The sequence below is a fragment of the Arthrobacter sp. UYEF36 genome (assembly GCF_040547025.1).
Taxonomy (GTDB): domain Bacteria; phylum Actinomycetota; class Actinomycetes; order Actinomycetales; family Micrococcaceae; genus Arthrobacter.
Map to the genome: position 1 here is coordinate 394,227 of NZ_JBEPOX010000002.1, position 24,876 is coordinate 419,102.

The 24,876-nt window shown below is 67.0% G+C and carries 25 protein-coding genes; 9 read left to right on the top strand and 16 right to left on the bottom strand.

What is annotated here, in order from left to right; translation table 11 throughout:
- The 6 genes from pdxS to ABIB29_RS05850 form a co-directional block, all read right to left on the bottom strand.
- Entirely contained in the window at positions 1-927 is a 927-nt protein-coding gene (gene pdxS, locus ABIB29_RS05825; protein WP_354170888.1) for a pyridoxal 5'-phosphate synthase lyase subunit PdxS, read from the bottom strand.
- Between the two features lie 170 nt (positions 928-1,097).
- On the bottom strand, positions 1,098-1,736 hold the full coding sequence (gene pgsA / locus ABIB29_RS05830; protein ID WP_354170890.1) for a phosphatidylinositol phosphate synthase: 639 nt from the start codon (positions 1,734-1,736) through the stop codon (positions 1,098-1,100).
- Positions 1,726-2,349, bottom strand: coding sequence for an HIT family protein (locus tag ABIB29_RS05835; protein WP_354170892.1), 624 nt, complete (start codon positions 2,347-2,349; stop codon positions 1,726-1,728). Before ABIB29_RS05835 ends, pgsA begins: the two co-directional genes overlap by 11 nt.
- Positions 2,350-2,369: 20 nt before the next feature.
- Positions 2,370-4,376 carry a threonine--tRNA ligase gene (gene thrS, locus ABIB29_RS05840; protein WP_354170894.1) on the bottom strand — a complete coding sequence of 669 codons (2,007 nt, stop codon included), beginning with the start codon at positions 4,374-4,376 and terminating at the stop codon, positions 2,370-2,372.
- Positions 4,377-4,482: 106 nt separating this feature from the next.
- Positions 4,483-7,983, bottom strand: coding sequence for a DNA polymerase III subunit alpha (locus tag ABIB29_RS05845; protein ID WP_354170895.1), 3,501 nt, complete (start codon positions 7,981-7,983; stop codon positions 4,483-4,485).
- Positions 7,980-8,312 carry a DUF6504 family protein gene (locus ABIB29_RS05850; RefSeq protein ID WP_354170897.1) on the bottom strand — a complete coding sequence of 111 codons (333 nt, stop codon included), beginning with the start codon at positions 8,310-8,312 and terminating at the stop codon, positions 7,980-7,982. Before ABIB29_RS05850 ends, ABIB29_RS05845 begins: the two co-directional genes overlap by 4 nt.
- A 157-nt stretch (positions 8,313-8,469) precedes the next feature.
- Between ABIB29_RS05850 and ABIB29_RS05855 the strand changes: the two genes are divergently transcribed.
- Complete coding sequence (locus ABIB29_RS05855) at positions 8,470-8,856, top strand: hypothetical protein (RefSeq protein WP_354170899.1); 387 nt, start codon at positions 8,470-8,472, stop codon at positions 8,854-8,856.
- Positions 8,857-8,865: 9 nt separating this feature from the next.
- On the opposite strand, the gene ABIB29_RS05860 is transcribed toward ABIB29_RS05855, so the two are convergent.
- On the bottom strand, positions 8,866-9,192 hold the full coding sequence (locus tag ABIB29_RS05860; protein WP_354171099.1) for a chorismate mutase: 327 nt from the start codon (positions 9,190-9,192) through the stop codon (positions 8,866-8,868).
- 14 nt (positions 9,193-9,206) lie between these two features.
- Here ABIB29_RS05860 and ABIB29_RS05865 point away from each other — a divergent pair, with 14 nt between their 5' ends.
- Positions 9,207-9,629, top strand: a complete 423-nt coding sequence (locus ABIB29_RS05865; protein ID WP_354170901.1) for a VOC family protein — start codon at positions 9,207-9,209, stop codon at positions 9,627-9,629.
- Positions 9,630-10,034: 405 nt separating this feature from the next.
- Here ABIB29_RS05865 and ABIB29_RS05870 read toward each other — a convergent pair whose 3' ends face one another.
- On the bottom strand, positions 10,035-10,781 hold the full coding sequence (locus ABIB29_RS05870; RefSeq protein WP_354170903.1) for an SOS response-associated peptidase: 747 nt from the start codon (positions 10,779-10,781) through the stop codon (positions 10,035-10,037).
- Between the two features lie 270 nt (positions 10,782-11,051).
- Here ABIB29_RS05870 and ABIB29_RS05875 point away from each other — a divergent pair, with 270 nt between their 5' ends.
- The 3 genes from ABIB29_RS05875 (at position 11,052) to ABIB29_RS05885 (ending at position 13,203) form a co-directional block, all read left to right on the top strand.
- Positions 11,052-11,309 (top strand): mycoredoxin, encoded by a 258-nt coding sequence (locus ABIB29_RS05875; RefSeq protein WP_056429693.1) that lies wholly within the window; start codon positions 11,052-11,054, stop codon positions 11,307-11,309.
- Between the two features lie 164 nt (positions 11,310-11,473).
- Entirely contained in the window at positions 11,474-12,559 is a 1,086-nt protein-coding gene (locus ABIB29_RS05880; protein WP_354170905.1) for an S-(hydroxymethyl)mycothiol dehydrogenase, read from the top strand.
- Positions 12,556-13,203 (top strand): MBL fold metallo-hydrolase, encoded by a 648-nt coding sequence (locus tag ABIB29_RS05885; RefSeq protein WP_354170907.1) that lies wholly within the window; start codon positions 12,556-12,558, stop codon positions 13,201-13,203. The genes ABIB29_RS05880 and ABIB29_RS05885 overlap by 4 nt, the downstream gene beginning before the upstream one ends.
- A gap of 76 nt (positions 13,204-13,279) precedes the next feature.
- Here the strand turns inward: ABIB29_RS05885 and ABIB29_RS05890 are convergent, their stop codons facing one another.
- Complete coding sequence (locus ABIB29_RS05890) at positions 13,280-14,053, bottom strand: lipoate--protein ligase family protein (RefSeq protein WP_502915555.1); 774 nt, start codon at positions 14,051-14,053, stop codon at positions 13,280-13,282.
- On the opposite strand from ABIB29_RS05890, the gene ABIB29_RS05895 reads away from it, so the two are divergent.
- Positions 14,046-14,429, top strand: a complete 384-nt coding sequence (locus ABIB29_RS05895) for a DUF2177 family protein (protein ID WP_354170909.1) — start codon at positions 14,046-14,048, stop codon at positions 14,427-14,429. The two genes, ABIB29_RS05890 and ABIB29_RS05895, sit on opposite strands and share 8 nt — an antisense overlap.
- A gap of 46 nt (positions 14,430-14,475) precedes the next feature.
- Here ABIB29_RS05895 and ABIB29_RS05900 read toward each other — a convergent pair whose 3' ends face one another.
- Positions 14,476-15,279, bottom strand: coding sequence for a thioesterase family protein (locus ABIB29_RS05900; RefSeq protein ID WP_354170911.1), 804 nt, complete (start codon positions 15,277-15,279; stop codon positions 14,476-14,478).
- A 102-nt stretch (positions 15,280-15,381) separates the two neighbouring features.
- Between ABIB29_RS05900 and ABIB29_RS05905 the strand changes: the two genes are divergently transcribed.
- On the top strand, positions 15,382-15,525 hold the full coding sequence (locus ABIB29_RS05905) for a hypothetical protein (protein ID WP_354170913.1): 144 nt from the start codon (positions 15,382-15,384) through the stop codon (positions 15,523-15,525).
- Between the two features lie 759 nt (positions 15,526-16,284).
- Here the strand turns inward: ABIB29_RS05905 and ABIB29_RS05910 are convergent.
- From ABIB29_RS05910 to ABIB29_RS05925, 4 genes are all read right to left on the bottom strand, one after another.
- Positions 16,285-17,022: a GAF and ANTAR domain-containing protein gene (locus ABIB29_RS05910; protein WP_354170915.1), complete on the bottom strand. Its 738-nt coding sequence runs from the start codon at positions 17,020-17,022 to the stop codon at positions 16,285-16,287.
- A 229-nt stretch (positions 17,023-17,251) separates the two neighbouring features.
- Positions 17,252-18,025: a hypothetical protein gene (locus tag ABIB29_RS05915; RefSeq protein ID WP_354170917.1), complete on the bottom strand. Its 774-nt coding sequence runs from the start codon at positions 18,023-18,025 to the stop codon at positions 17,252-17,254.
- Between the two features lie 728 nt (positions 18,026-18,753).
- Positions 18,754-18,828, bottom strand: coding sequence for a hypothetical protein (locus ABIB29_RS05920; protein WP_354171103.1), 75 nt, complete (start codon positions 18,826-18,828; stop codon positions 18,754-18,756).
- 66 nt (positions 18,829-18,894) lie between these two features.
- Positions 18,895-19,611, bottom strand: coding sequence for a hypothetical protein (locus ABIB29_RS05925; protein WP_354170918.1), 717 nt, complete (start codon positions 19,609-19,611; stop codon positions 18,895-18,897).
- Positions 19,612-20,072: 461 nt separating this feature from the next.
- Here ABIB29_RS05925 and ABIB29_RS05930 point away from each other — a divergent pair, with 461 nt between their 5' ends.
- Positions 20,073-20,783, top strand: a complete 711-nt coding sequence (locus ABIB29_RS05930; RefSeq protein WP_354171104.1) for an endonuclease/exonuclease/phosphatase family protein — start codon at positions 20,073-20,075, stop codon at positions 20,781-20,783.
- A gap of 12 nt (positions 20,784-20,795) precedes the next feature.
- Positions 20,796-22,490 (top strand): SulP family inorganic anion transporter, encoded by a 1,695-nt coding sequence (locus tag ABIB29_RS05935; protein ID WP_354170920.1) that lies wholly within the window; start codon positions 20,796-20,798, stop codon positions 22,488-22,490.
- Positions 22,491-22,507: 17 nt separating this feature from the next.
- On the opposite strand, the gene ABIB29_RS05940 is transcribed toward ABIB29_RS05935, so the two are convergent.
- Both ABIB29_RS05940 and ABIB29_RS05945 read right to left on the bottom strand, forming a co-directional pair.
- The gene (locus tag ABIB29_RS05940; protein WP_354170922.1) at positions 22,508-24,178 is read right to left on the bottom strand and encodes a DUF5671 domain-containing protein; all 1,671 of its coding nucleotides are present in this window, start codon (positions 24,176-24,178) and stop codon (positions 22,508-22,510) included.
- Positions 24,175-24,735, bottom strand: a complete 561-nt coding sequence (locus ABIB29_RS05945; protein WP_354170924.1) for an LpqB family beta-propeller domain-containing protein — start codon at positions 24,733-24,735, stop codon at positions 24,175-24,177. Before ABIB29_RS05945 ends, ABIB29_RS05940 begins: the two co-directional genes overlap by 4 nt.
- Positions 24,736-24,876 lie beyond the last annotated feature (141 nt).

The following is a 24,876-nucleotide window of genomic DNA, read 5'->3' on the forward strand; positions in this document are numbered from 1 at the left end:
TTACCAGCCGCGCTCGGCGAGGCGGTGCGGCTGCGGGATCTCGTCCACGTTGATGCCGACCATGGCCTCGCCCAGGCCGCGGGAGGCCTTGGCGATCTCTTCCGGGTCGTCGAAGAAGGTGGTGGCCTTCACGACGGCGGCGGCACGCTGGGCCGGGTTGCCGGACTTGAAGATGCCGGAGCCGACGAACACACCGTCGGCGCCGAGCTGCATCATCATCGCGGCGTCGGCCGGGGTGGCGATGCCGCCGGCGGTGAACAGGACGACGGGGAGCTTGCCGGTGGTGGCAACTTCCTTGACCAGTTCGTACGGGGCCTGCAGTTCCTTGGCGGCGACGTAGAGCTCGTCCTCGGCCATGCCGGCGAGCTTCTTGATCTCGGAGCGGATCTGGCGCATGTGCGTGGTGGCGTTGGAGACGTCGCCGGTGCCGGCTTCACCCTTGGAGCGGATCATCGCCGCGCCCTCGTTGATGCGGCGCAGGGCCTCACCGAGGTTCGTAGCGCCGCAGACGAAGGGAATCGTGAAGTTCCACTTGTCGATGTGGTTGGCGTAGTCGGCCGGGGTCAGGACCTCGGACTCGTCGATGTAATCCACACCGAGGGTCTGAATGACCTGGGCCTCGACGAAGTGGCCGATCCGGACCTTGGCCATGACCGGGATGGACACGGCGGCGATGATCGCCTCGATCATGTCCGGATCGGACATGCGGGACACGCCGCCCTGGGCGCGGATGTCGGCGGGAACGCGTTCCAGCGCCATGACAGCCACGGCCCCGGCATCCTCAGCGATGCGGGCCTGCTCGACGTTGACGACGTCCATGATGACGCCGCCCTTGAGCATCTCCGCCATGCCGCGCTTGACGCGGTTGCTGCCCGTAACGCTCTTCGCGGACGCGCCGGCTTCGCTGCTTACATCAGGTGTAGACACAAAAACCCCTATGGGTAGATAGATGACCTCGCCGGAGCGCGGACGGCACGCAAGTGCCGCTTCGCACACACCGGATTACCGGATCCATTGGCCGGTAGTGCTAATACTAGTCCCCCCGCCGCGCCCGGTTGAATTCCGGTTACACCCACGGACCCGCCACAGCTGCGCGCTCAGGCGGCCTGTCCGGTCGCGGTGCCTTCAGTCTCTTCAAGCGACTGGCGGCGCACCGTGATGATCCGCTGAATGACTGTTACGAGGCTCGCGGCGGCGAGGAGGCACAACGTTCCGAAAAGAACCACGGTGGGCAGGCCCAGACCCGTGAAACCGGTGACCACCAGGACGGACACCAGCCGCTCGGCCCGCTCGGCAATGCCCACATTGGCCTGGAAGCCCAGCGCCTCGGCCTTGGCGCGGGCGTAGGAGACCACCATGCCCAGGACCAGGCACACGACGGCGGCGATCGCGATGGGGGTATTTTCCCCGCCGGTGAAGAACCAGACTGCGACGCCGGCGAACAGCGCGCCGTCTGCTATGCGGTCCAGGGTGGAATCCAGGAAGTTTCCCCAGCGTCCGCCGCCCTTTTGCATCCGTGCCATGATGCCGTCGATGACGTCGGAGAAGATGAACGCGGTGATGAAGAGTGTGCCCCACCAGAGCTGGCCCAGCGGGTAGAACACCAGGGCGCCGACCACAACGCCGAGCGTTCCGACGATGGTCACGGCGTCCGGGGAGACACCGATCCGCAGCAGCCAGCGGGCAAGCGGGGAGAACAGCGCGGTGAAGAAACCGCGCGCGTGCCTATTCAGCATCCGTCGCCCCGGCAGCCGCCGGCCCCGCGTCGCTGGCCTGGGGCCAGGCTTCCGCCACCTGCTGGCGGACCTCGCCCAGGGTCTGGGTGATGGCCTTGGTCTGGGCGATGATCGGGAAGAAGTTCCCGTCCCCGCCCCACCGCGGCACCACGTGCTGGTGCAGGTGCCCGGCGATCCCGGCGCCGCCGGTCACGCCCTGGTTCATCCCGAGGTTGAAGCCGGTGGGGTTGGCGACCTTGCGCAGCACGCGCATGGCCGTCTGCGTCAGCTCGGCGAATTCGGCGGTTTCCTCCACGGTCAGGTCGGTGTAATCAGGAATGTGCCGGTAGGGGCAGACCAGCAGGTGGCCCGGGTTGTACGGGAAGAGGTTCAGCACGACGTAGCTGGTCCGCCCCCGGTAGACGATCAGGGAATCGTCGTCCTCGCGTTCCGGCGCCACACAGAACGGGCAGTCGTCCACGTTCTTGAACTGGTGCTGCCCGCCCTTGATGTACGCCATCCGGTGCGGCGTCCACAGGCGCTGGAACGCGTCCGGCACCCCGGCCAGGCCAAAGTCGTCGGTCACGCCGTCGTCCCCCGGATACTCCGGAGCGGCCCCTGTGGTTTCCTGCATGCCTGGTTCTTACCTGTCCGCTAGCTGGTCCGGTTGTGGACGGCGTCGACGATCCGCTGCACGGCGTCGGCCACCGGCACACCGTTGTCCTGGCTTCCGTCACGGAAGCGGAAGGACACGGCGCCGGCTTCGGCGTCGTCTCCGCCGGCGATCAGCACGAAGGGGATCTTGTCCTTGCTGGCGGTGCGGATCTTCTTCGGGAAACGGTCCGAGGACATGTCCACCTCGGCGCGGATGCCGGCGGCCTTGAGCTGGTCCACGACGTCGAACATGTAATCGTTGAAGGCCTCGGCGACCGGGATGCCGACCACCTGGACGGGAGCCAGCCAGGCCGGGAAGGCACCGGCGTAGTGCTCGGTGAGGACGCCCATGAAGCGTTCGATGGATCCGAAGAGGGCGCGGTGGATCATGACCGGGCGCTGGCGGGTGCCGTCGGCGGCCTGGAACTCGAGTTCGAAGCGCTCGGGCAGGTTGAAGTCCAGCTGGATGGTGGACATCTGCCAGGTCCGGCCGATCGCGTCGCGGGCCTGCACGGAGATCTTGGGTCCGTAGAACGCGGCTCCGCCCGGATCCGGAACCAGGTCGAGGCCGGACTCCTCGGCGACCTCGGCGAGGGTCTGGGTGGCTTCCTCCCAGAGCTCGTCCGAGCCCACGGACTTTTCCGGGTCCTTCGTGGAGAGCTCCAGGTAGAAGTCATCCAGGCCGTAGTCCTTGAGCAGCGCGAGCACGAAGTTGAGCGTCTTGGTGAGCTCGTCCTTCATCTGCTCTCGGGTGCAGTAGATGTGGGCATCGTCCTGGGTCATGCCTCGCACCCGGGTGAGGCCATGCACCACGCCGGACTTCTCATAGCGGTAGACGGAGCCGAATTCGAAGAGCCGCAGCGGCAGTTCGCGGTAGGACCGGCCGCGGGAGCGGAAGATCAGGTTGTGCATCGGGCAGTTCATCGGCTTCAGGTAGTAGTCCTGGCCGGGTTTGCGGACGGTGCCGTCCTCGTTGAGTTCCGCGTCGATGTGCATCGGGGGGAACATGCCGTCCCGGTACCAGTCCAGGTGGCCGGAGACCTCATAAAGGTGGCCCTTGGTGATGTGCGGGGTGTAGACGAACTCGTAGCCGGCGTCGACGTGGCGCTGGCGGGAGTAGTCCTCCATGGCCTTGCGGATGATGCCGCCCTTGGGGTGGAACACCGGCAGGCCGGAACCCAGCTCGTCCGGGAAGGAGAACAGGTCCAGCTCCGCGCCGAGCTTGCGGTGGTCGCGGCGCTCGGCCTCGGCGACCCGTTCCTGGTAGGCCTTGAGGGCTTCCTTGGTGGGCCAGGCGGTGCCGTAGATGCGCTGCAGCTGCTTGTTCTTTTCGCTGCCGCGCCAGTAGGCGGCCGAGGAGCGGGTGAGCGCGAAGGCGTTGGAGATCAGCTTGGTGTTGGGCAGGTGCGGGCCGCGGCACAGGTCGCACCAGACGGCCGTGCCTTCCTTGCGCTCCACGTTGTCGTAGATGCTCAGCTCGCCGCCGCCCACCTCAACGCTGGAGCCGTCGGCGTCGGAGCCGGCGCCCTTGAGGCCGATCAGTTCGAGCTTGTACGGCTCGTCCTTCATCGCCTCGCGGGCCTGATCCTCGGTGACCACACGGCGGACGAACTTCTGGTTCTGGTTGATGATTTTCTGCATCATCTTTTCCAGGGTCTTCAGGTCTTCCGGCGTAAACGGCTCCTCGACGTCGAAGTCGAAGTAGAAGCCGTCGGTGATGTACGGGCCAATGCCCAGTTTGGCGTCGGGACGCAGCTGCTGCACGGCCTGGGCCATAACGTGGGCGGCGGAGTGGCGCAGGACGTTGAGGCCGTCCGGGGAATCAATGGTGACACCCTCGATCGTGGCATCCTCAGGCAGCGGCTGGTCCAGGTCCAACAGGGCGCCATTGACGCGGGCCACAACGACGTCGCGGCGCTCAAAAAAGAGTTCCGCGCCGGTGGTCCCGGTAGTCACCTTGGTCTCTTCGCCATCGACGAGAAGGGTGATCTGCTGGGCATCTGACACGGGTGTCTCCTATTCAAAGTTAAGGCTTCGTAGCTTGTGGCGTACGGGGACCACAGCCAGCCTCGTCCATGCTATCGGTTTCTGAAGAGGCCAACCAACGCGCCACTCAGCCTCCCATCCCGGTAATGGCGAGGTTTCGGCTGATCCCCTCCAGCGCGCCGGGAGGCTCCGGTTCCCGGCGCTCCGGGATCCCGGAAGCCGGCACCGGGAAGGGCAGGGTCTCGGTGCGGCTCAGGTCCCAGGCCATGCTGGCGCTGATGCTGATCCCCCGCGGTCCGGTCCGCCGGGTGGTTCCCCGGATCAGCAGCAGCCGGGTGCCGAACAGCAGCTGCCCGGCCAGCTCCTGGGCCTCATGGAAGAAGACCGAGTCCACGCAGCCCGTGCCGTCGTCGATGCTGATGAATACCACGCGGCGCCCTCCGCGCATCGGAGGGGTCTGGGTGGCAACGCGGACCCCGGCGACCAGCACCTCGGTGCCATTGCGCAGTCCCAGCAGCCGGTCCGCGGTGGTGACACCCAGCCGGTCCAGCAGCGGCCGGTGGCTGGCCATCAGGTGGTCGCTGACGTCAACCGCCAACAGGTCCAGCTCGGCCCGGACGGTATCGACCAGGGTGGGCGCGGGCAGGGCCGCCTTAAGGTTTTTCAGCTCGACGTCACCCAGCGGCAGCGACAGCTGCCCCTCGATCACGTCGATGCCTTTCCGTTGTGGCCTGCTTTGCAGGGTCTGCAGATGCTGCACCAGGTCCGCGCGGTTGGCTTTCCCGCCGGAAGCCCGGTGCAGGGAATCGAAGGCCCCCAGCTGGGCCAGCCGCTGGATGCTGGGTTTGCTCAGCCGTGACCTGGCCCGCAGGTCCGCGAGCGAGTCATAAGGCTGTCCGGCCACGATCCGTTTCAGCTCTGTTCCGGAGAGGCCGTAGATGCCGTTCAGGCTCAGCCGGATGCCCAGCTTGCCGCGGTCCGGTCCGGTGGCCACGCGTTCCACCCGGTACTCGGCCCGGCTGCGGTTGATATCCAGGGGCAGGATGGGGATCCCCAGCCGCCGGGCTTCAGCCACCAGGAGCCGCTTGGGATACATCCCGGGATCGTGTTCCCACAGCCCGGCAAGGAAGGCCTCCGGGTGGTGGGTCTTGAGCCAGGCCGACTGGTAGGTGGGCACGGCAAAAGCGGCACCGTGGGCTTTGCAGAACCCGAAGCTGCCGAAGGCCTTGAGCGTGCCCCACACCTTGTCCACCACGGAGGGGCTGTACCCCCGCGACCGGGCCTCCTTTCGGAAGAACTCTTCCACCCGGCCCTCCAGGACCTCGTTGCCGAGGGCGCGGCGGAATTCGTCGGCCCGCGCCAGCCCGCATCCGGTCATAACGTCAAAGGTCTTCAGGATCTGCTCATGGAATACCGTGACGCCGTGCGTCTCCTTAAGGACGGGCTTGAGGTCCGGGTGCGGATAAATCTCGGGTGCGAAGCCGTGCCGGTGCTCCAGGAAGGGCCGGACCATGTCCGATTTCATCGGGCCCGGCCGGAACAGGGAGATGTCGATGATGAGGTCATTGAACTCCCTGGGTGCGAGTTTGCCGATGAGCTCCCGCTGCCCGGGCGATTCGATCTGGAAGCAGCCCAGGGTGTGGGTGCTGCGGATCAGCTCATACGTGGGTTCGTCGTCGAGCGGCACGGCGTTGAGGTCGATGCTGCCGTCGTCTGCGATGTAGTCAGGGCCCGTCCCGTCCGGACCCGCGGGGTGGGCTCCTGCTGCTACCACCTCGGCTTTGGAGGGATGCAGGCGGATCACTTCGCGGACAGCGAAGGCCATGGCACTTTGCATCCGGACGCCGAGCACGTCGAGTTTGAGCATGCCCATCGGGTCCATGTCGTGCTTGTCGAACTGGCTCATCGGCAGGCCCAGTCCGCTGGGCTGCACGGGCGTCCGGTCGAGAAGGGTGGCGTCCCCCAGGATCACCCCGCACGGGTGCATGGAGATGTGGCGGGGCAGCCGGTCCAGCCGTTCGGTGAGGTCCACCAGCAGGTCCAGCTGCTGGTTCTCACTGAAATCACGCTGCCCCACCCGGCCCGCGAATTCCTTCAGCTCGGGCTTTTCCACGAGGGCTTCGCGGAAGTTTCGGGCGGAGAACCGCCACAGCTGCTTGGCGATGTCCCCGATCTCGCCCTCCTCCATGCCCAGGGCCAGGCCGGCGTCGCGCACGGCACCGCGAGCGCGGTAGCCGTTTTGCATGCTCATCAGCGTGACGCGCTCGGAGCCGAAGCGCTCAAAGATCTTCCGGTACACGTTGTGCCGTTCGGCGCTTTCGACGTCGATGTCGATGTCCGGCAGGGTGGCGCGGTCACGGGAGAGGAAGCGTTCGAAGATGAGGTCGTGCTGCAGCGGGTTCACCTGGCTGACGTCGATCAGGTAGTTGACCAGGCTGGATGCCCCCGAGCCGCGGGCCGCCGCCCGGACTCCCATGTCCAGGATCATCCGGGACACCTCGGCCACGGTCAGGAAGTAGGCCGCGAAGCCCAGGCTGTCGATGATCCGCAGCTCGTGCTCCAGCCGGGAGCGCAGTTCCTCGGCGGGTTTGCCGGCGATCCCCGGGAACCGCCTGCTGATGCCTGCCTCGCAGCGCAGGGTGAGCTCCACCAGGGCGTCCCCGCCGATTCCGATGACCGAGGCTTCCGGCACCACGGGCTGTTTCCATCCCATGTCCGTCACCGGGTCGATCCGGCAACGGTCCGCGAGCGCCTCGGTCTGGGCCATCAGGTTCTTGAGGTCTGCGGCGCCGTACCCGGCGGCGTGCATGATCTCCTTGCCCAGCTGGAGCATCTGCGCCGCGGATTTGAGCCAGGCCTGCCCGTTGGGCTGGAGCAGCGGGGCGGCGGAGAGTTCGGGCAGCGACTTCAGGGTGCGGGCGGAATCCAGCACGTCCGCGGTGGCCGCTCCGTCCTCGGCGACATACCGCACGGCGTTGCTCAGCACCGCCGGAACCCCGTGTTCGGCGGCGAGCTTGAGCATCCGCACCGCGTGGGCGGTGCTGAGCGGTTCCCCGGGCGGGCTGAGCTGGCTGACCACCTCGGCCGCGATCGTTCCGGGCGGCATGGCATCGAGCCAGCGTTTGAACAGCGTGCGGGGGCGCAGGTAGCGCCGGCCGCCCATGGCACGTCCGACGTCGGAGTCCGGGCCGATCAGGACGGTGAGCACCGGCTGGAGGGTTTCCGGGTGCAGGGTGCGCGAGGCCAGCTCGGCCCGGGTCACCGCGACGGGCACCGCTCCCCCGGCCTTGCCCGTGGTACGGGCATGCGCATCGGAGATCAGCCGGCACAGCGCACGGTAGCCGGCGCCGTTGTTGTGCCCGTGGGCCAGCACGACGACGCGTCCCCCCACCTGGGTGCGGAGGTCGCCGTCGTCGTCAAAGACCGCAAGGTCCACGCCGACGACCGGGTCCAGTCCCGCGGCCATGCAGGCCAACAGGTGCTTGACCGTCCCGTAGAGACCGTCGCGGTCCGTACAGGCGAGCGCCGTCGCCCCGTCCGAGGCTGCGGCGGCGGCCAGCTCCTCCGGCCAGGAGACCCCGTAGTGGGCACTGAAGGCGGTGGAGACATGGAGATGGGTGAAGCTCATGCTGATTCGGGCTTCCGGATTGGACGCAGGGCGTCATGGATCCGCAGCAGCCGCCAGCGCCCGCTGCCCACATGCCGGGTCAGGTCAAGGGTGAGGCTATCCGTGTCAGGGGATTCCGCCCGGCGCACCTGGACGCGCCAGATCTCATGGTCCACCAGGCCAGGGCCGCTGCCCAGGGGGGCCCGCTGTTCTTCGGCCCACCATTGGCGCCGCTCGTACCAGCGGACCGGTTCAGCGCAGACGGTGTAGCGGCCGCCGGCCCAGTCGAGTTTCAGGGGCTGGCCGGAGGGTGTGCAGACGACGTCCACTGACTCGCTGAACATGCCCATCGCGCCTCCCGGAACACACCATCTGTAAAAACCGTCTGTACCCAAACAGTCGGCAGCTATTCGAACATATCTTCGAACAACTCCAGTCTACGACGGTGCCGGGGCAAAACCTAGATCAGGGGTGGACGCACGCAGGCACAGGTAGCAGGATTGAGCCATGAGCTCCCATAACGCACTTCTGAAGCACGTAAGCATCGCCGCCGAGGACACGTCCCTGGTGGCGAAGTTCGATATAGACGGAAATATCCCCGGTCAGGGCGCCTACGTGGTGGGGCTTGTGGCAGCAACCCCGGATCACTCCCACCAGCGACGAATGGGGATCGAGTTCATGAACGGGGAGGCTGTGTCCTTCTACTGCTTCAGCCACGACGGCACGGAAGAGAACTTTGACCTCAAGGGTGTGGAGCACTCCGGCAACACCATTACCGGGTACTTCCCGCTCAGCACGATCATGGGACTGTCCAAGGGACACCTTATGACGGCTTTCAGCGATTGTGACGGCCGCGAATACCAGGCGAACGTCCAGGTGGAGGAATCCCTCTAGGCTCCCGCGCTAGGAGCTGGCTTTGTAGACTCCCAGTTCCAGCGTGATGAAGGCGTCGATCATGGCCCGGTAGGTCTTCTCGACAAGTTCGACGTCGATGTCCTTCTGTTCCGCCGTGGCACGGACGTGTTCGATAACCCGTTCCACGCGCCCGGGGGCACGTACCTCGGCGCTGTCGGCCTTGAGGGTTCCGGCGATCCGGATCAGGCGCTCGCGGCGTCCGATCAGCGCAACGATCTGCTCGTCCACCTCGTCAACAGCCACACGCACGGCGGCGAGCTGTTCCCGGTCGGCCTTGGCAGCTTTATCGTCTTGGTGATTTGTGGACATGTCCATGACAGTATCGAAAGATGCAGCCACGAGTCGATTTAATTTCCCTGGGTGTCCGCAGTGTTGACGCCTCCCGCAGTTTCTATGTAGATGGCCTGGGCTGGCCTGTGCACCGGGAAGTCCGTGGCGAGGTCCTCTTCATCCAGGCCAACCACGGCCTCATCCTCTCGCTTTGGGACGCCGGGCAGATGCAGGCCGAAGCCGCCACCGATCCCCCTACCCGCCGTCCCTGCATCACCCTGAGCCACAACCTGGCCAGCACGGCGGAAGTCGACTGGGTGATGACGGAGGCGGAGTCGGCCGGGGCGGAAATTATCGCTGAGCCAAAGACCCAGCCCTGGGGCGGGTACACCGGGTACTTCGCCGACCCCGACGGCTACCGCTGGGAAGTCGCGTTCAATCCCAGCTGGGCGGTCGACGGCGGCGGGAAAGTAACGCTCTGAACGATGAAGCCAGCTCCGGATGACTCCTCATCACGGGGCCAAGGGCACTAAGACCCTATTGAGCTGTTCACACGCGCCGCTAACGTGACTTGGAGCACACGGCGGCACGCTATTCGAGCCGGTGTGCGGTGAGCTATGAAACATCGGTGGTGCCGCGTCTGCTGGCGGCACCACTCAGGCATCCGGAAACCACGGAGGGAATTTTCCTGGCGGTATTGGAACTGCTGTGCCGTCACGGGTTCAGGTGCCGGTCTTCCAGCCGGTAGTCGAGGAAGTGACCGAAGAACGGATCGTGGCCCACCGGGTCCGCACCGGATGCTGCAGTGTTCAGCAATGCCGGCCGAGGACGCCAGTGCCACCAAGGTTTACCGCCCGTTTACTCCAACGCGCTGCGCTGAAGCCTCCCTAGAACAGGCTCCCCACCGGATGGATAAGTTCCGCGGAGTCGTTCTTCACGTTCCCGACGGCGGTGCCGACGGCGTCGATCGTCCAGCCTTCAGCGACGTCGTGCGCCCCGGCCCGGACCAGGTCCACCAGCCCGGCGGCGTCGTCGGCCTGGGGGTCAAGCCACGCCTGCATCGTCGCCCGGTCCATCGGGAGCGGCACCCGGTCGTGCAGGGCCGTGAGTTCGGCCAGCATTCCGCCGGCATAGCCCTCCGGCGGTGAGTCGGTGGTCATGATCGACGTCGACAGCAGCCACCGCTCCGGGTCATCCTCGGCTTTGGAGTGGTCCCTCCACCATTCGTAGAGTCCGGCGAAGACCATCGGGCGGCCGTCCCTCGGGTGCACGTAATAGGGCTGTTTGCCACGGCCCTCGCCCTTCCATTCGTAGTAGCCGTCCGCCGGGACCGCGCAGCGCCGGGCCCGGGTGGCCTTCCGGAACGCCGGCTTCTCGAGCACACTCTCGCTGCGCGCGTTGATCATCTTCGAGCCGATCCCCGGGTCCTTGGCCCAGGACGGCACCAGCCCCCAGCGCGCGATATGCAACTGCCGGACCGGTTCCCCGTCCACCAGCCGTTCGAGCAGGATCGGAACATCCGCCGTCGGGGCCACATTCCACGACGGCGGAATCGCGATCTCGTCCTCGAGCCCGGCGTCGAACTCGGCCAGCAGGTCCCCGACGGCCCGGGCCATCACGTAGCGTCCACACATGGCACCAGCATGCCACCGCGCCCAATCCCTGTCATCCAGCGAGGGAATCCCGGTTGAGCCCGCCGAGATCGCCGGAAACGTGCGAAGTCGCCGGAACTTTCCAGCGACTTCGCAGCTCTCCCGCGAATTCGCGTCCGACGGAGTAGCGGGCAGCTCCCGGCCCTGCGGGAATACCGGTCCCCGGGTTACGGTTATTGGGAGTGACGTACGACTTTTGTCGGCAACCGGCGCTGCCACTGCGCGCCATCAACCAGCTTGAAGGAGAACTTCGTGGACTTCACCCCCGAATCCGGCACCATCACCATGTTTTCGACCACCTGGTGCGGCTACTGCAACCGCCTGAAGAAGCAGTTGGACGCCCAGGGCATCGGGTACACCGAGATCAACATCGAAGAAGTGGATGGCACCGCAGATCTCGTGGAGAAGCTCAACGGAGGCAACCGCACCGTCCCGACCGTGCTGTTCCCGGATGGCACCGCGGCCACCAACCCCTCCGCGGCTGAGGTCAAGAGCCGCCTCGCGGCCTAGGGCCACCCCTGAACCAATAACGACGACGGCGCGGCCACCCCGGGGGGCCGCGCCGCACCGCGTTGTACGACAGAATTTTGCATGACGGACGTCCCGAGTGACGGAAGTGTTGCGACAAAGAATTTTGCGGCGAGAACCGCGACCAGAGCAGAGGAGCTATTTCCATGGTCCATAAAGTCACAGGCGCAGTAGTCCGCTCCAAGGGAGCTCCCGTCACTCTGGAGACCGTCCTGGTCCCGGATCCCGGACCCGGCGAGGCCCTCGTGGACATCCTCACCTGCGGCGTCTGCCACACCGACCTGCACTACAAGCAGGGCGCCATCAACGACGACTTCCCGTTCCTGCTCGGCCACGAGGCCACCGGCGTCGTCAGCGCCGTGGGTCCGGACGTCACCGAGGTGGCCCCCGGCGACCGCGTGGTGCTGAACTGGCGCGCCGTCTGCGGCGAATGCCGGGCCTGCGCCAAGGGCCAGCCGCAGTACTGCTTCAACACCCACAACGCCACCCAGAAGATGACGCTCGAGGACGGCACCGAACTCACCGCCGCGCTGGGCATCGGCGCCTTCGCCGAGAAGACCCTTGTTGCCGCCGGCCAGTGCACCAAGGTTGACCCCGAGGCTGACCCGGCCGCCGTCGGCCTGCTCGGCTGCGGCGTGATGGCGGGCATCGGCGCGGCCATCAACACCGGAAACGTCAAGCGCGGCGATTCCGTCGCCGTCATCGGCTGCGGCGGTGTGGGGGTGGCTGCCGTTGCCGGCGCCGCGCTCGCCGGCGCCACCACGGTGATCGCCGTCGACATCGACCCGAAGAAGCTCGACCGCGCCAAGGACCTCGGCGCCACGCACACCGTGGACTCCTCCGCCGTGGACCCGGTGGAGGCGATCCGCGAACTGACCGGCGGCTTCGGCGCCGACGTCGTGATCGACGCCGTCGGCCGTCCCGAGACGTACAAGCAGGCGTTCTACGCCCGCGACCTCGCCGGGACCGTGGTGCTGGTGGGTGTCCCGAGCCCCGAAATGACCCTGGAACTGCCGCTGCTGGACGTGTTTGGCCGCGGCGGCTCGCTCAAGTCCTCCTGGTACGGCGACTGCCTCCCCTCGCGCGACTTCCCCATGCTGATCGACCTTTACCGGCAGGGCAAGCTGGACTTGGACGCCTTCGTGACGGAGCGGATCACGATCGACCAGATCGAGGAAGCCTTCGACAAGATGCACTCCGGCTCGGTGCTGCGCTCGGTCGTGGAGCTGTGAGCGGCGGCCCCGTGGACGGGCTCCGGATCGACAGGCTGGTCACCTCGGGCACCTTCTCGCTCGACGGCGGCACCTGGGACGTCGACAACAACGTCTGGGTTGTGGGCAACGACGCGGAATGCATCGTGATCGACCCGGCGCACGACCCCGACGCCGTCGAAGCGGCCGTCGCCGGCCGCAAAGTCACCGCGATCCTGCTCACGCACGGCCACGATGACCACATCGCCGCCGTCGGCGAGGTCCGCGGGCGCGTCAAAGCCCCGGTGTACCTCAACCGCGAGGACTGGATGCTCTGGGAGCGCGTATTCCCGGGAACCGAACCGGACCATGCGATCGAGGACGGGGACACCTTCGACGTCGCCGGCGCCCGGCTCGTGGCGCTGCACACGCCGGGACATTCCCCCGGCTCCATGTGCTTCACCCTGGAGAGCGAGGGCACCGTCTTCAGCGGCGACACCCTGTTCCAGGGTGGTCCGGGCGCCACCGGCCGGTCCTACAGTGACTTCACCACCATCATCGGGTCCATCAGGGCCCGGCTGCTGACGCTCCCGGCGGACACCGTGGTGCGGACCGGCCACGGGGATCCGACGACGGTCGGCGCCGAGGCGCCGCAGCTCGAGGAATGGATCGCCCGGGGCCACTAGGCAGCGGCCGTTCCGCTGAGCCATGAGGAAGGCCGGGCACCGCTGGTGCCCGGCCTTCTCCGTGTCCTGCGCGGTCTCAGCCGACCAGGCTGCCGAATTCGCCGTAGTCCAGGGTGGCGTAGCGGGAGTAGGTGTCAATCACGGCCGCCTCGATGGCGTCCACGTCCAGGTGCGGGACGAGGTCGTTGACGGCGCCTGCCGTGGCCGGGTCCCAGTCCAGGCCCAGGGCGGCATAGCTGGCCTCCAGCACCGCGCGGATCGGGGCCGAGTTCTCCACCACGATGACGGAGCTGAAGAGCCAGCCGCCGGCCACCACCCGCTGTGCCGTGCCGATCAGCTTGAGCTGGTGCTGCGGAAACTCCGGGTCCTGGCCGTGGACGCTGAATTCCCCGGGACAGTACTCGCCGGGGATCTCCCCCACCGCGGCGTCGACGCCGGCGCTCCGCAGGGCGCTGGCCAGCAGCTCGCCGAAGAAGGAGAAACGCCGTTTGGCCCCCGCGATCGCGTCCGTGTCCGGTTCCAGGTGATCGATCACGAGGGTCCTCTCGTGGTACGCGGCGGCGCGTCCGCCCGCCTTGCGGACCAGCGGTTCGAAGCCCAGTCCGCGGCAGGCCTGCGCGGCAGCATCAAAACCCGGCAGGTGGGTGTCCCGCTGCCCGAAGGCCACGGTGGGCGCCGGCCGGTAGAGCCGGATCATGGGGCCCACCTCCCCGGTTTTGACCTTCCGCAGCAGCTCCAGGGCGAGGTCCAGGTCCGCGGCCGCGCCCAGGGATTCCTCCTGCCGGAATATCGTCAGCGTCCGTGGTGCGCCTGCGGCCTCCGGCATCTTGTTATGCTCCCTTATGCTCATCTTGCAGTTCCTCGTCGTGGCCGCCGCGTTCGCCGTTATTGATTCCGTTTGGCTCAAGTCGATGAGCAAGTTCTACCGCAGCCATCTGGGCCACCTCATGGCGGACAAGCCCCATCTAGGCTACGCCGTCGTCTTCTACGTCCTGTACATCGCGGGGATCGTTTTCTTCGCCCTCCAACCGGCGCTCGACGGTGGCAGCTGGCTCACGGCGCTCGGCTACGGCGCCGCGCTGGGCACCTTCGCCTACGCCACCTATGACCTCACCAACGCCGCCACCCTGAAGAACTGGCCGCTGATCATCGTGGTGGCGGACATCGCCTGGGGCGCCGTGCTGACGGGCCTGGCCACCGTGGTCGGCTGGCTGGTCTTCCACTAGGCGGCCGCCGGCCCGCACCACTAAAGCCGGCGGGACCGGCTGGGCCCTAGGACTTCCGGAGCGTCAGGATCTGCTCGGCGCGGCCGAACGGGCCGTTGAGGTCGTGCAGCACGGTCGAGGTCAGGCCGATCCCGTCCGTGCCGAACGAGACCTCATTGTCCAGCCCCAGCCATTCGCCGTCGGGGCGCCGGTACATGTGGATCTGGAGGTCCAGGTTGGGGAAGGCGTAGCTGCCCTTGCCCGGGGGAACGCGGGCGGCGATCCCGTTGGCGGTGTCCACCAGGCCGACCAGCCGGGCGAGGTCGCTGCTGTCCTTCCGGTCCGTCAGCGGATGTTCGGTGTGCAGCCAGACCGTTCCGGACCCGGCGCGGTGCCCGTCGGCGATCCGCATTTCCAGCGACGCGATATAACCGCCGGGCCAGATGCTGGCGGCGTCGTAGGGTTTGCAGTCCTCCGGCGCGGGAATCTGCGGATCTTCAAAGGCCGCGATGGCGCTGGTGTCGGAGGTGACCATCCGCCAGGCCGTCGCGCGGATCGCGGTGCGGCCGCCGGCGGTCAGCTCGGCCTGCACCAGTTCGATCGTCCGGCCGGGGCGGAGGGTGGTGGTGACGACCTCGAACTCACCGCCGGGAATCAGGCCAAGAATCTCGTAGCTCAGCCGCGCCATCCGCATGTCATCGCGCGGCTCGTGCCGGTCCAGGCAGTCGGCCATGATGCCGGAGGCCGGGGCCATGTGCTGCTCGTGTTCGTTCCAGGCGCCCTGGGCGTGGATGGTGGAGCGGAAACGCCCGCCGCCCAATACCTCGTAATAGAAATCGCCCTCGGCAAGCTCCGGTAGTTCAGCAGTCATCAGTGTCTGCCCTTTCGCGTGGCTGGTAATCCCAGAACACACTATCGCTTCCGCACCATCGGCAGCGCCAGCGAGCGCAGCACCACTGATTCCGGAGTACCCATGACGCCCCTACTTCCTATCGCCGCCGACCTGGCCGCCATCACCGTCCTGGCCTTCGCCCTCTACCGGCGCCGGCACCGGCGCAGCAGCAGGGCTCCTCGACCGCCGGGGAGAACGCGGCAGCGCGGGGCCGGCGGCCGCTAAGCACACCCGTCCAGGGGGCGGCCAGCTGCGCGGCCCCCTGGGAGAACTCGGGTTGCGCCCGACGTCGCCTGGCGTGTGGGGCCTCGACGCGGGCGCCCCGCCTGAAGGCCCAGCGGTCCTTGATGTGCCCGGCATCGGACGCGGCGCGGCGCTGGAAGAACTGCAGCGGGACCTGGCCAGACCGGGACAGAAGACGAGGAGCACCGAACGGCAGGGGTACGGTACTAGGGTCCTGTTCAGGGCATCTTCCGGGGGCTAGCGTGACGTGGGGGCACGGCGGTACGGTATTCGAGGCGGTGTCCCATCAGATCAAGACCACGGGAGCGCCATGTCCGGAGATTCAGAGCGTACTTTTGTTCCCGGCGACGGGGGACGTAAACCGGTAACGGAAACGTCGGACCCGGTTTTCCGCTTCTGGGACCGGCCCGCGCCGTCGCTGACGCCGGGGGGAAGCTTTTTAGGATACCGCCGTGAGGATTGGCCTCCGCTCTAGACACATAAGGTGGGCGACGGCGGCACACCCTCCCGGGCGTCTGCCCGCTCCGGACCTGATGCTGGTTGCCCTTCCTCCCCATCTCAGGAACGGCATCTGCCAGGAACCCAGGCAGGTTGTCACTGCCATGACGAAGCGTTGTGGCACTTCTCCCCCGGAGCGGGTCCGGCGAGAGCCGGCCGGAGCGGGGACAATTCTGGTGCAGGGTGATTCATGGGACAGCCGGGGCGTGTTGTCTAGAAGGGCGGGGAAGTCAGGGTTGTCTTTCAGGCATCGAACCGGGTGCCGGGCGGGACGTTGCCGGAGAGCCCGAGCAGCAGTTCTTCGGCCACGAGATGGAGTTTTTGGTTTCGGCTGTTTGAGGCCCGGGTCAGGATGGCGAAGGCCGCTTCCTGGCTGCAGCGGTTTTGGGCCATGATGGCTCCGCAGGCGAGGTCAATCGTTGACCGGCTTGTCATGGCGGCTTTCAGGTCTTCGGTCAGGAGCTGTTCGGTTCCTATCCGGACGGCCAAGCGCAACGCGTTACCGGCGATCTTGGCGAAGTCTTCGGCGACGGCGACGGCCGCCGGGGTAAAGGCCCCCGCAGCCGGAGCGAACAGGTCAAGTGCAGCCCAGGAATCCTTCCCGAGCTCGAGCGGGATTCCGAGGACAGCGTGGTAGCCACGGGCTGTGAGTTCTCGTTGAAAGTCCGGCCAGCGCGGGTCGCGGTTGACGTCGTTGAGCAGGACCGTGGTGTTGGTTTCCAGTGCCATCATGCAGGGGCCGCTGCCGAGGGCCTGCTCGATCTGGTCCAAGGTGCGCGCTTCCTCGCTGCTTCCGGCGATCGTGATGGTGCGCCGGCGCCGCCGCAACGCCACGGCGCATGCGACCGGATGGCCGATGGCCGGGCTGATGCTCCGGGCCGCGAAGAGCGCCAGTTCGTTCAGGAACTCCCCGACGGTGCCTGATTCCGTGATGAGGTCCTGGAGTTCTGAGACGGCGGATTCATCGGAAGGACTTGCCATGAACTCAGAATACGACCAAGGGGCCCCGTGTGTGCCGTTTTCATTTCCGGGTGCCCTGCCTGACGTTGTTCTTGCATCGACTGGCTTCAGATGCGGATGATCTGGCAGGCTTCCTGACGGCAGCTGGACGGGCAGCGAGGTCACATGGCGGCGTCCGCCGCTTTCGGTGGAATCTATCTCTTGGTACCGAGCGGCCCCTACCGGCCGCCAGACGGAGGCCAGTCAACGGCTATTCAGGTGCATGGAAGGGGCGGAAATTCGAGCCGCGAATGGCGTGTCCGGCACGATTCAGATGCTGCGGCGCAGGTCCTTTGCGGGGCTGCTCCTGCCTCAGTTCGTGATCGATCAACTCCAGCATCTGATGGCGCGTGAAGTTGTCGCACTCGCCAAGAATCCTGACCATGTTGTGCAGGATTCTGCCCACGCCCTGAGCCGAGAGTCCGTGGAGGGACTGCTGCGCCTGATGGAGGACTGTCGGCCCCACCTTCGTGCGCAGGCGCGGGAAGTCTACAGAGAACCGCGATTCTGCAGCGGGCAAAGACGGGGCAGGATCGCCGAATGAGGGATGCCGGCCGGACCGGTAAGCAGAGTCGATGATCGGTTCGAGTTCGTCGAGTACAGTCCGGTTCCCGGGGAGAACCACATGGGCCAGGAATTCCGATTCAAGGGTGGCAGTGCCTGCCGTCGCCGCGCCGAGCTTGGCATCTATTGCCAGAGCCAGAGCGTGCCAAAACCTGCGGATGGCGCGTTCGAGGATTTTTGCCTTCGCTTCGCGGAGAGGGCCCTCCGCGGTGTCCCAACGGACTGATGGTGTTCCGGCTGCTCGCGGCAAGGAGACGACGAGACGGAATTGTCTCCCGTCACCCCTGAACGCGATAGCGCTCCGGTCTCCAAGTTGACTGAAAAGAACGTCCGTCGCCCCATAGTCCACGAGCGCTCGTTCGATATGGTCCCGCGAAGCCCCGCTGCTGACGGAGCCGCCCCGGTCGTAAGAACTTGTCATCCCCCACTATGCGCCTTTCCACCGCTCCTTCATATGCTTCAACAACGCTGCGCCTCCTCTGATGCCCGACGAAGGCCCGGTGTAGGTTCCGCAGCTTGAAGTCCTCGCACAACGGCGACACTGCGGTACCCGGCGGTTGCAGGAAAGCCTCTCTCCGCGCAGGCACCGGAAGTCGGGACGCTTCCACTGGACCTCCTGATAGTCCGACACCCCGGACAACCTCCCCGCCATCGCCGCCCGTACTGCAATTTCGGCCGGACATGGCGTGTCGCTGGACAGGCTGCCAAGCAACTATTAAGGTTTTTTAACACCGAAACCGGCATAGGCGCACACAGCGTCTGGGGAGGAGGAGTACATCACCGCAGACCAATACCAGTCACAACTGTCCCATCCGTTGAAGGCCCCTTCCGAGGGGCTTTCCCTTGTTAAAAGGAACCCGGAGCCGGGTCCCGCATAGGGCAATCGCTGCCAGCACCCTGAACGTTGAATTCCGGCACGTCTCTGCCGAGCCCGGCATGAACGGGAACCCGGCGGAGACGTCGACAGTTCCCGGCGTCCCTGCACGTCGACGCCGCTTACGCTGCAGGCCTCGACGCGGACCCTGACCCCGCACTCGGGGCCGCAGTTCGGCGAGCACGGCGATCGAGGCATTACCCACCGGTCCAAGGGGTTGGCATACTCGTCCAGCAACTGTCCCCCCGCGCCTGTGGCAGCTCGGCAGGGTGTACTTAAATAGGAACTCCCCACCGGCGGGCCAGCTGGGAATCGGACCCGGAGTGGTCCGGGTGCATGTGCGTGAGCACTACACGCCGTCGGCCACGTGCAGGGGTTTAGGCACCTTCGTCGTCATCCCTGGTTCCGTTCCCTCCTCATTGATCCTCCGCTCCGGAGGCCACTGGTGCGGGGCGGCGCAGCATCAGCACCGCCGCGAGCACCAACCAGACGGCAGGGGGTAGGTTGGCTACGATCACCGGACCCCAGCCAGCGGCGTTGTAGAACCCGGCCGGGTCCAGGGGGCCGCCGTACATTGACGGCACCGCCGCCGCGCACAACAGGACGCCGAGATAGGCAATCCACCGGGTCCAGCGTGGGAGGACACCGGTGGCGGCGGCCGACCAGCCGGCGGCACCGAGGAAGAGTCCGGTTACGGCGAAGGCGATGGAGCTGTTATAGATCAGGATGTAGCCCATGGTCAGAGCTCGGTTCACTGACGGGTCGGGGTCCGGAGCCATGGCGTCCAAGGCCAGGCCCCCCTCTAATCCGTTGGCCACCAGGGTCACGCCCACCCACACGGCCATGGAAGCGACCACAAGCGACCCCGCCCACCGGTAGCCGGTGTCAGCCCTGCGGATGAGGTCGCCGAGCCCGGCAGCGAAGACCATCGCCGTCACGTACAGGCCCAGGTCGAGGAGGATCCGGGTGAAGATGATGTTGCGGATCCGCCATGCCTCCGCCGCGCCGGCGGCGCCGTCGTAAATTTCCACCGATGGGTCCTGCACCAGGTACAGCGGAAACTGGGCCGCCCAGAAGACCAGCATCCCAACGGCGGCCCAGCCGGTGAGCCGCTGCAGCGCTCTATCGTCCACGGCTGAGATCCTTCCCGGGAGCTTGGGGCGACGGCTGCAGCATGTCCTGCCAGAGTGTGGTTGCCTCTCACGTACCAGCGTGGCCACTGAGGAGAAAGCCATCACAGGGCCGAAGGTCCCCCACGCCGAACAGCATTTCTCCGTGGGCAGCGTCAGTTACCTGGCAATCACACCCCGGTCCCCGCGGTGACACCACGCTGAGGAGGTTGTCCGGGCCATGCCCCGCCAGGCACATTCACCCCGCGGAAAATCCTCCAGGGATGGGCGGTGGGGCAAGACCCGAAACTGGGCCGTGGACATCGGGCAGTCCCGTTGGTCCCTGCGTCTCAGATCCGGTCCTGGTTCGAGGCCGTGTTGCCGCTCTCCGCGATGACCGCGCCGTTCCGCGTTGCCTTTGCCCTGGACTGGGTAGACTCGGAAGCAGACTTTCCGCCACTATCCACCGAAGAGGTGCTCCCCTGATTCGAGTCATCAGCTACAACCTGCGAAAGCACCATGCCAGCGGTGAGCTGGTTGATCTGGCCCGGAATTTTGAGATTGATGCCTTGTGTCTCCAGGAGTGCGACACCAACGACCTCCCGGACACCATTGGTGACCTGCACCTTGCCGACGCCACCAAAGGCAACCGGCTGGGCCTGGCGATCTACTACCGCATGGACCGGTTCACGGCGTACGAGACGAAGACCTTCGCCCTGAAGAAATCGCTGCACGACCGCGTCCTGTCCCCCGCGCACGAGCGGCTCATCGGCACCCGGGTGATCGACAATGAGACGGACCACGACCTCGTCATCGCGTCGTTCCACGCGGCCCCCCTGACGGCGTCGAATTCACTGCGGCGGAACCAGATCCACGCCGCGCACGCGGAACTGCTCAGCATGGGCGGCGGCCTGATGTCCCTGATGGTGGGCGACTTCAACTACCCCTTCTTCACCAAGAACCTCACGGCCCAGATGAAGGATGCCGGCTACGACCTGACCCTGAGTGACCGGCGGACGTACACGCGGTACAAGGTCTTCAAGGGCCACTTCGACTTCGCAACCTCCCAGGGGCTCAACATCGAGAGTGTCGAAACCCTGCCGCGGGGGGCGTCGGACCACCTCCCCATCCTCATTTCGGCGGAGTACGGCCAGGACGCACCGGCGGCCGGCGACTCCGCGTCCCCCGCCGCGTAGCCAGGGTCCACCGTGCGCGGCGCCAGGGCACCGAAACTCCCGCCCGGCCTGAGAATGATGCGGGCCTATGAACGGCCCTGGCTGAAATCCGATCTGGCCGCCGGCGCCGCCCTCAGCGCGTTCCTCATTCCGGCGGGCATGGCCTATGCGGAGGCCGCCGGGCTGCCGGCCGTCACGGGTCTCTACGCCTCGATCATCCCCCTGCTCGCCTATGCCGTCTTCGGGCCCTCCCGGGTCCTGATCATCGGCCCGGATTCCAGCCTGGCACCGATGATCGCCGCCGCCGTCCTGCCGCTTGCCGGCACGGATCCGGACCACGCGGTGGCCCTCGCCGGCGTTCTGGCGCTGCTGATCGGAGGCCTGCTGCTGGCCGGCAGGGTCTTCAAATTGGGGTTTGTCACCGGGCTGCTGTCCAAACCCATCCGCGTTGGCTACCTCAACGGAATCGCCATTGTCATCATGTTGAGCCAACTGCCCAAGCTGCTCGGCATTTCCGGCGCCGGCGGCTCGCTGGTGAACACTGCCACCGGGACGGCGCAGGCCGTGGCCCAGGGCGCCATCAATCCTGTCGCGTTTCTGTTCGGCGCCGGCACCATCGCCGTCATCCTGGGGTGCCGCTCCCTGCCCTGGAAGATCCCCGGCGTGCTGATCGCCGTCGCGGCAGCGACAGCGCTGACCTCCGTCCTGGACCTGACGGCGGCACTGCCCACCGTAGGTGCCCTGCCCCAAGGCCTGCCGGCGCCCGCCCTCGACGGAATCAGCCTGGAAGACGTCATCGCTCTGCTCGGGCCGGCGGCGGGCATCGCCCTGATTGCCTTTGCCGACACCTCGGTCCTCTCCAAGAGCTTCGCCGCCCGGAGCGGCGTCCAAGTCGACGGCAACCAGGAAATGGGTGCCCTCGGCGTGGCGAACGTGGCCAGCGGCCTCTTCGGCGGGTTTCCGATCTCCGGCAGCACCTCGCGCACACCGATCGCCGTCGAGGCCGGCGCCAAGAGCCCTCTGACCGGCGCCGTTGCCGCCGCCCTTGTGGTGCTGTTTATGATCCTGGCGCCCGGGCTGACGACCTTCCTGCCCTCCAGCGTGCTGGCCGGGGTCGTGATGGTTGCCGCGGCGTCGATCCTCGACCTGAAGACGCTCCTCCGGCTGCTCAGGATGAGCCGGACCGAGGCCGCCCTGCTGGTTGCGACCTTCCTGGGCGTCGCTTTTGTGGGTGTGCTGGAAGGCATTGTGGTCGCGATCGGACTGTCCCTGATCGCTTTTGTGCTGCGGGCCCTGGACCCGTACCGCACCGAGCTGGGGATTGTGGGGGACGTGCCCGGATATCACGACCTGAGCCGGCACCCCGAGGGCCAGCGCGTCCCCGGCCTCGTGATCGCACGCTTCGACGCCCCGCTGTTCTTCGCCAACGGCGCCGTCTTCACCGAACACATCCGGACGCTCGTGGCCAACGCCCCGGACCCGGTACGGTGGGTCATCGTGGCGTCGGAGGCCATCACCGGTCTGGACACCACCGCACTGGATGACCTCGTGGCGCTCGACGACGAGCTTGCGAAGCGGGGCATCAGCCTGGTCTTCGCCGAAATGAAGGGGCCCATCAAGGACCGCCTGATCCGCTTCGGGGTGAGCAGCCGGTTCGGCCCCGACCACTTCTTCCCCACCGTCAACAACGCGGTGCGGAGCTACAAGAGGACGTCGGAGCTGGAATAGGGCCAGGCGCCGGCACCTCAGCCCAGCAGTGGAATCACTTCGATCCTGCCCTCAGGACTGACCGTGACGAGCACCTGCTTTCCGGTCACACCCTCGAGTTCCCCGGCCAGCCGGCCGGCCAGCTCGCCGACGTCGGCAGCGGCAGCAGCCCCGACGTCGGCCCGTCTCCAAACGGTCACTCCGGCCCCGGTGACGTCCTCGATGGCCCGGTTCAGCAGTGCCGGCTCGGTCCCTGTCACCAGGACGACGTGTCCGATGGTCCGCTTCCGGACGGGCGCCGCCGCCGCGAGGACGGCACGTTCATGGCGCCACGCCGCGAAGTGGTAGCCGGCCACGAGGCCGGTGGCCACCAGCAAACCGAGCGGGGCCCGGATCCTGTCCACCACGCTGCCGCCCGAGATGTCGCCCAGGAAGTACTCGAACATCCGGTAGCCGATGACCAGCAGGGTGACGACGGCAACAACGGCGCTGAGGCCGAACACCACAATCAGGTAGATTCGACGGGCATTTTGCCAGTTCCCGGAATCACCGGCAGGCCTTGGCGTCGCCGCGGAGGTCCGTTCCAGGGGCTTCCACGTGAACCACCAGACCAGGCCGCCGACCAGGAGCGAACTGATGCCGCCAAGCAGGAGGGTACGTGCCCCGGAGCCAGCCAGCGGCGTCGCCGCCATGGCGAGGGCAGCGTTCACGATCACGCCGATCCCGGAGGCAGCGGCCACCAGGGCGACCCCGGACGTCACCAGCCGGCTCCCCTGCCGGATGGCTTCGGAACGTCCGCGGGCCAGCCCGCGGTGGTACACCCAGACCAGTGACCCGACCGCCGCGGCGGCGATCGCTGGTGCCAGCGGCTCAAGCAGCTGGTCCATCGGATCGGTGCGGTCGAAGGCGAGCCGCAGCAGGGCGAACAACGTAACCCCCGCACCGCCGAGCGTCAGCACGCCGGCGCCGAGGATCCCGACGGCGATGAGGCCGACGCTGGCGAGATCGCCGCGCAGCCGCCGGACGCCGTCGTGCGTCCAGTGCCACCACCACACCAGCCCGCCGCCCACAGCCCAGACGAGGGACTGCAGCGCGGACACCCACCAGGGCTTGCCCACCATCCCGGCGGCCAGCGCCCCCCGGAGGGCGGCGTCGAGCAGTATCGACAGGGCGGAGACGGCGCCGCTGACCCCAATCACCAGCCCGATATAGCTGCTGAGAACGGTGGGGGCGTCAGCCACGTCCGCGGGCCGCTTGCGGGGATGCCGCCACATCCACCGGTGCCAGACCCAGACGGCCGCCCACACCAGGCCGGTGGCCAGGGAAGGGCGCCACTGCAGCGACTGGCCGCCGATCAGCGTGGTCACTGTGCTCAGCAGGTTGCTCGTCGCCAGCACCAGGGAGACCACGTAGATACCTGTCACGTACAGGCCCCAGCCGACGGACGCCCGTTCCGTCTCGTCGCCCAGACGCCGCCAGACTACCCACCACAGGAGCGCGGCGAGCGGTCCGCCGATCAGGGCGAAGGCCAGCGAACGCGCCAGCCCCGCCACATCCCCGGTGGCCAGCACAGTGTCCGCCACAAGGAGCCGCTCCAGCAGGCCGCTGAGCCCGACGGCGGCGACCACCACGAGGGCGAAGAGCAGCAGGTAGGTGATGAGGCGGCGGACGGTCCGCTGCGCCGCGCCCACGGCGGAGTCAGCGGTCATTTCTTCACCGCGTCGTTCTGGCACACTGTGAGTTGCCAGGGAGCTCTGTCGATCAGCCACTTGTCTCCTGCCTTGGCCAGGTCAAAGTCGTCCTCGATCTGGTATTCGTTACTTCCGAACGGCCCGCCGTCCTGGGAGACCGTGATCAGCACCCTGACGTCCGCCGAGGCCGGCCGCTCGGTGGTCGAGACGAGGGTGACGCGGAGGTTGTCCCCCGACATCCGCTCCATGTCGGTGCTGCAACGGTTCTTGGCGGCGTCTGTCAGGTAGGCGGCCGCAGCAGTCTCGTCCCCGGCGATCACGGCGGCGGAATACCGCTGCACCACCCCGGCAGGGGTGGCCTCGTCCACCGGCGCCGGCTCACCACGGGTGAACACGACAATCAGTGCGACAACCACGATCACGGCGATCGCAGCCAGAATGGCAAGCAGGGTGCGGTCCGGCCGTCGCGGTTCCGCTGCGGGTTCCGCTGCCGGTTCCGCTGCCGGCGGTGTTGCCCGTTCGGGCACCGTCGGCCCGGGCGCGTTCGGGTCGGGTTCTGTCTCCTCTGGACTCATGCCGTCAGTATGTAGCACCCGGGGTGTGCCGTCACGGTGTCTTTCGGCCCATTCCGCTCTGACCTGCTGTTTCGCCGGGGCGGACGCCTCTGGCGACGATCCGGTGCTGAGCCATCGAAAGGCAGGTCCCCGGCGTGCGGG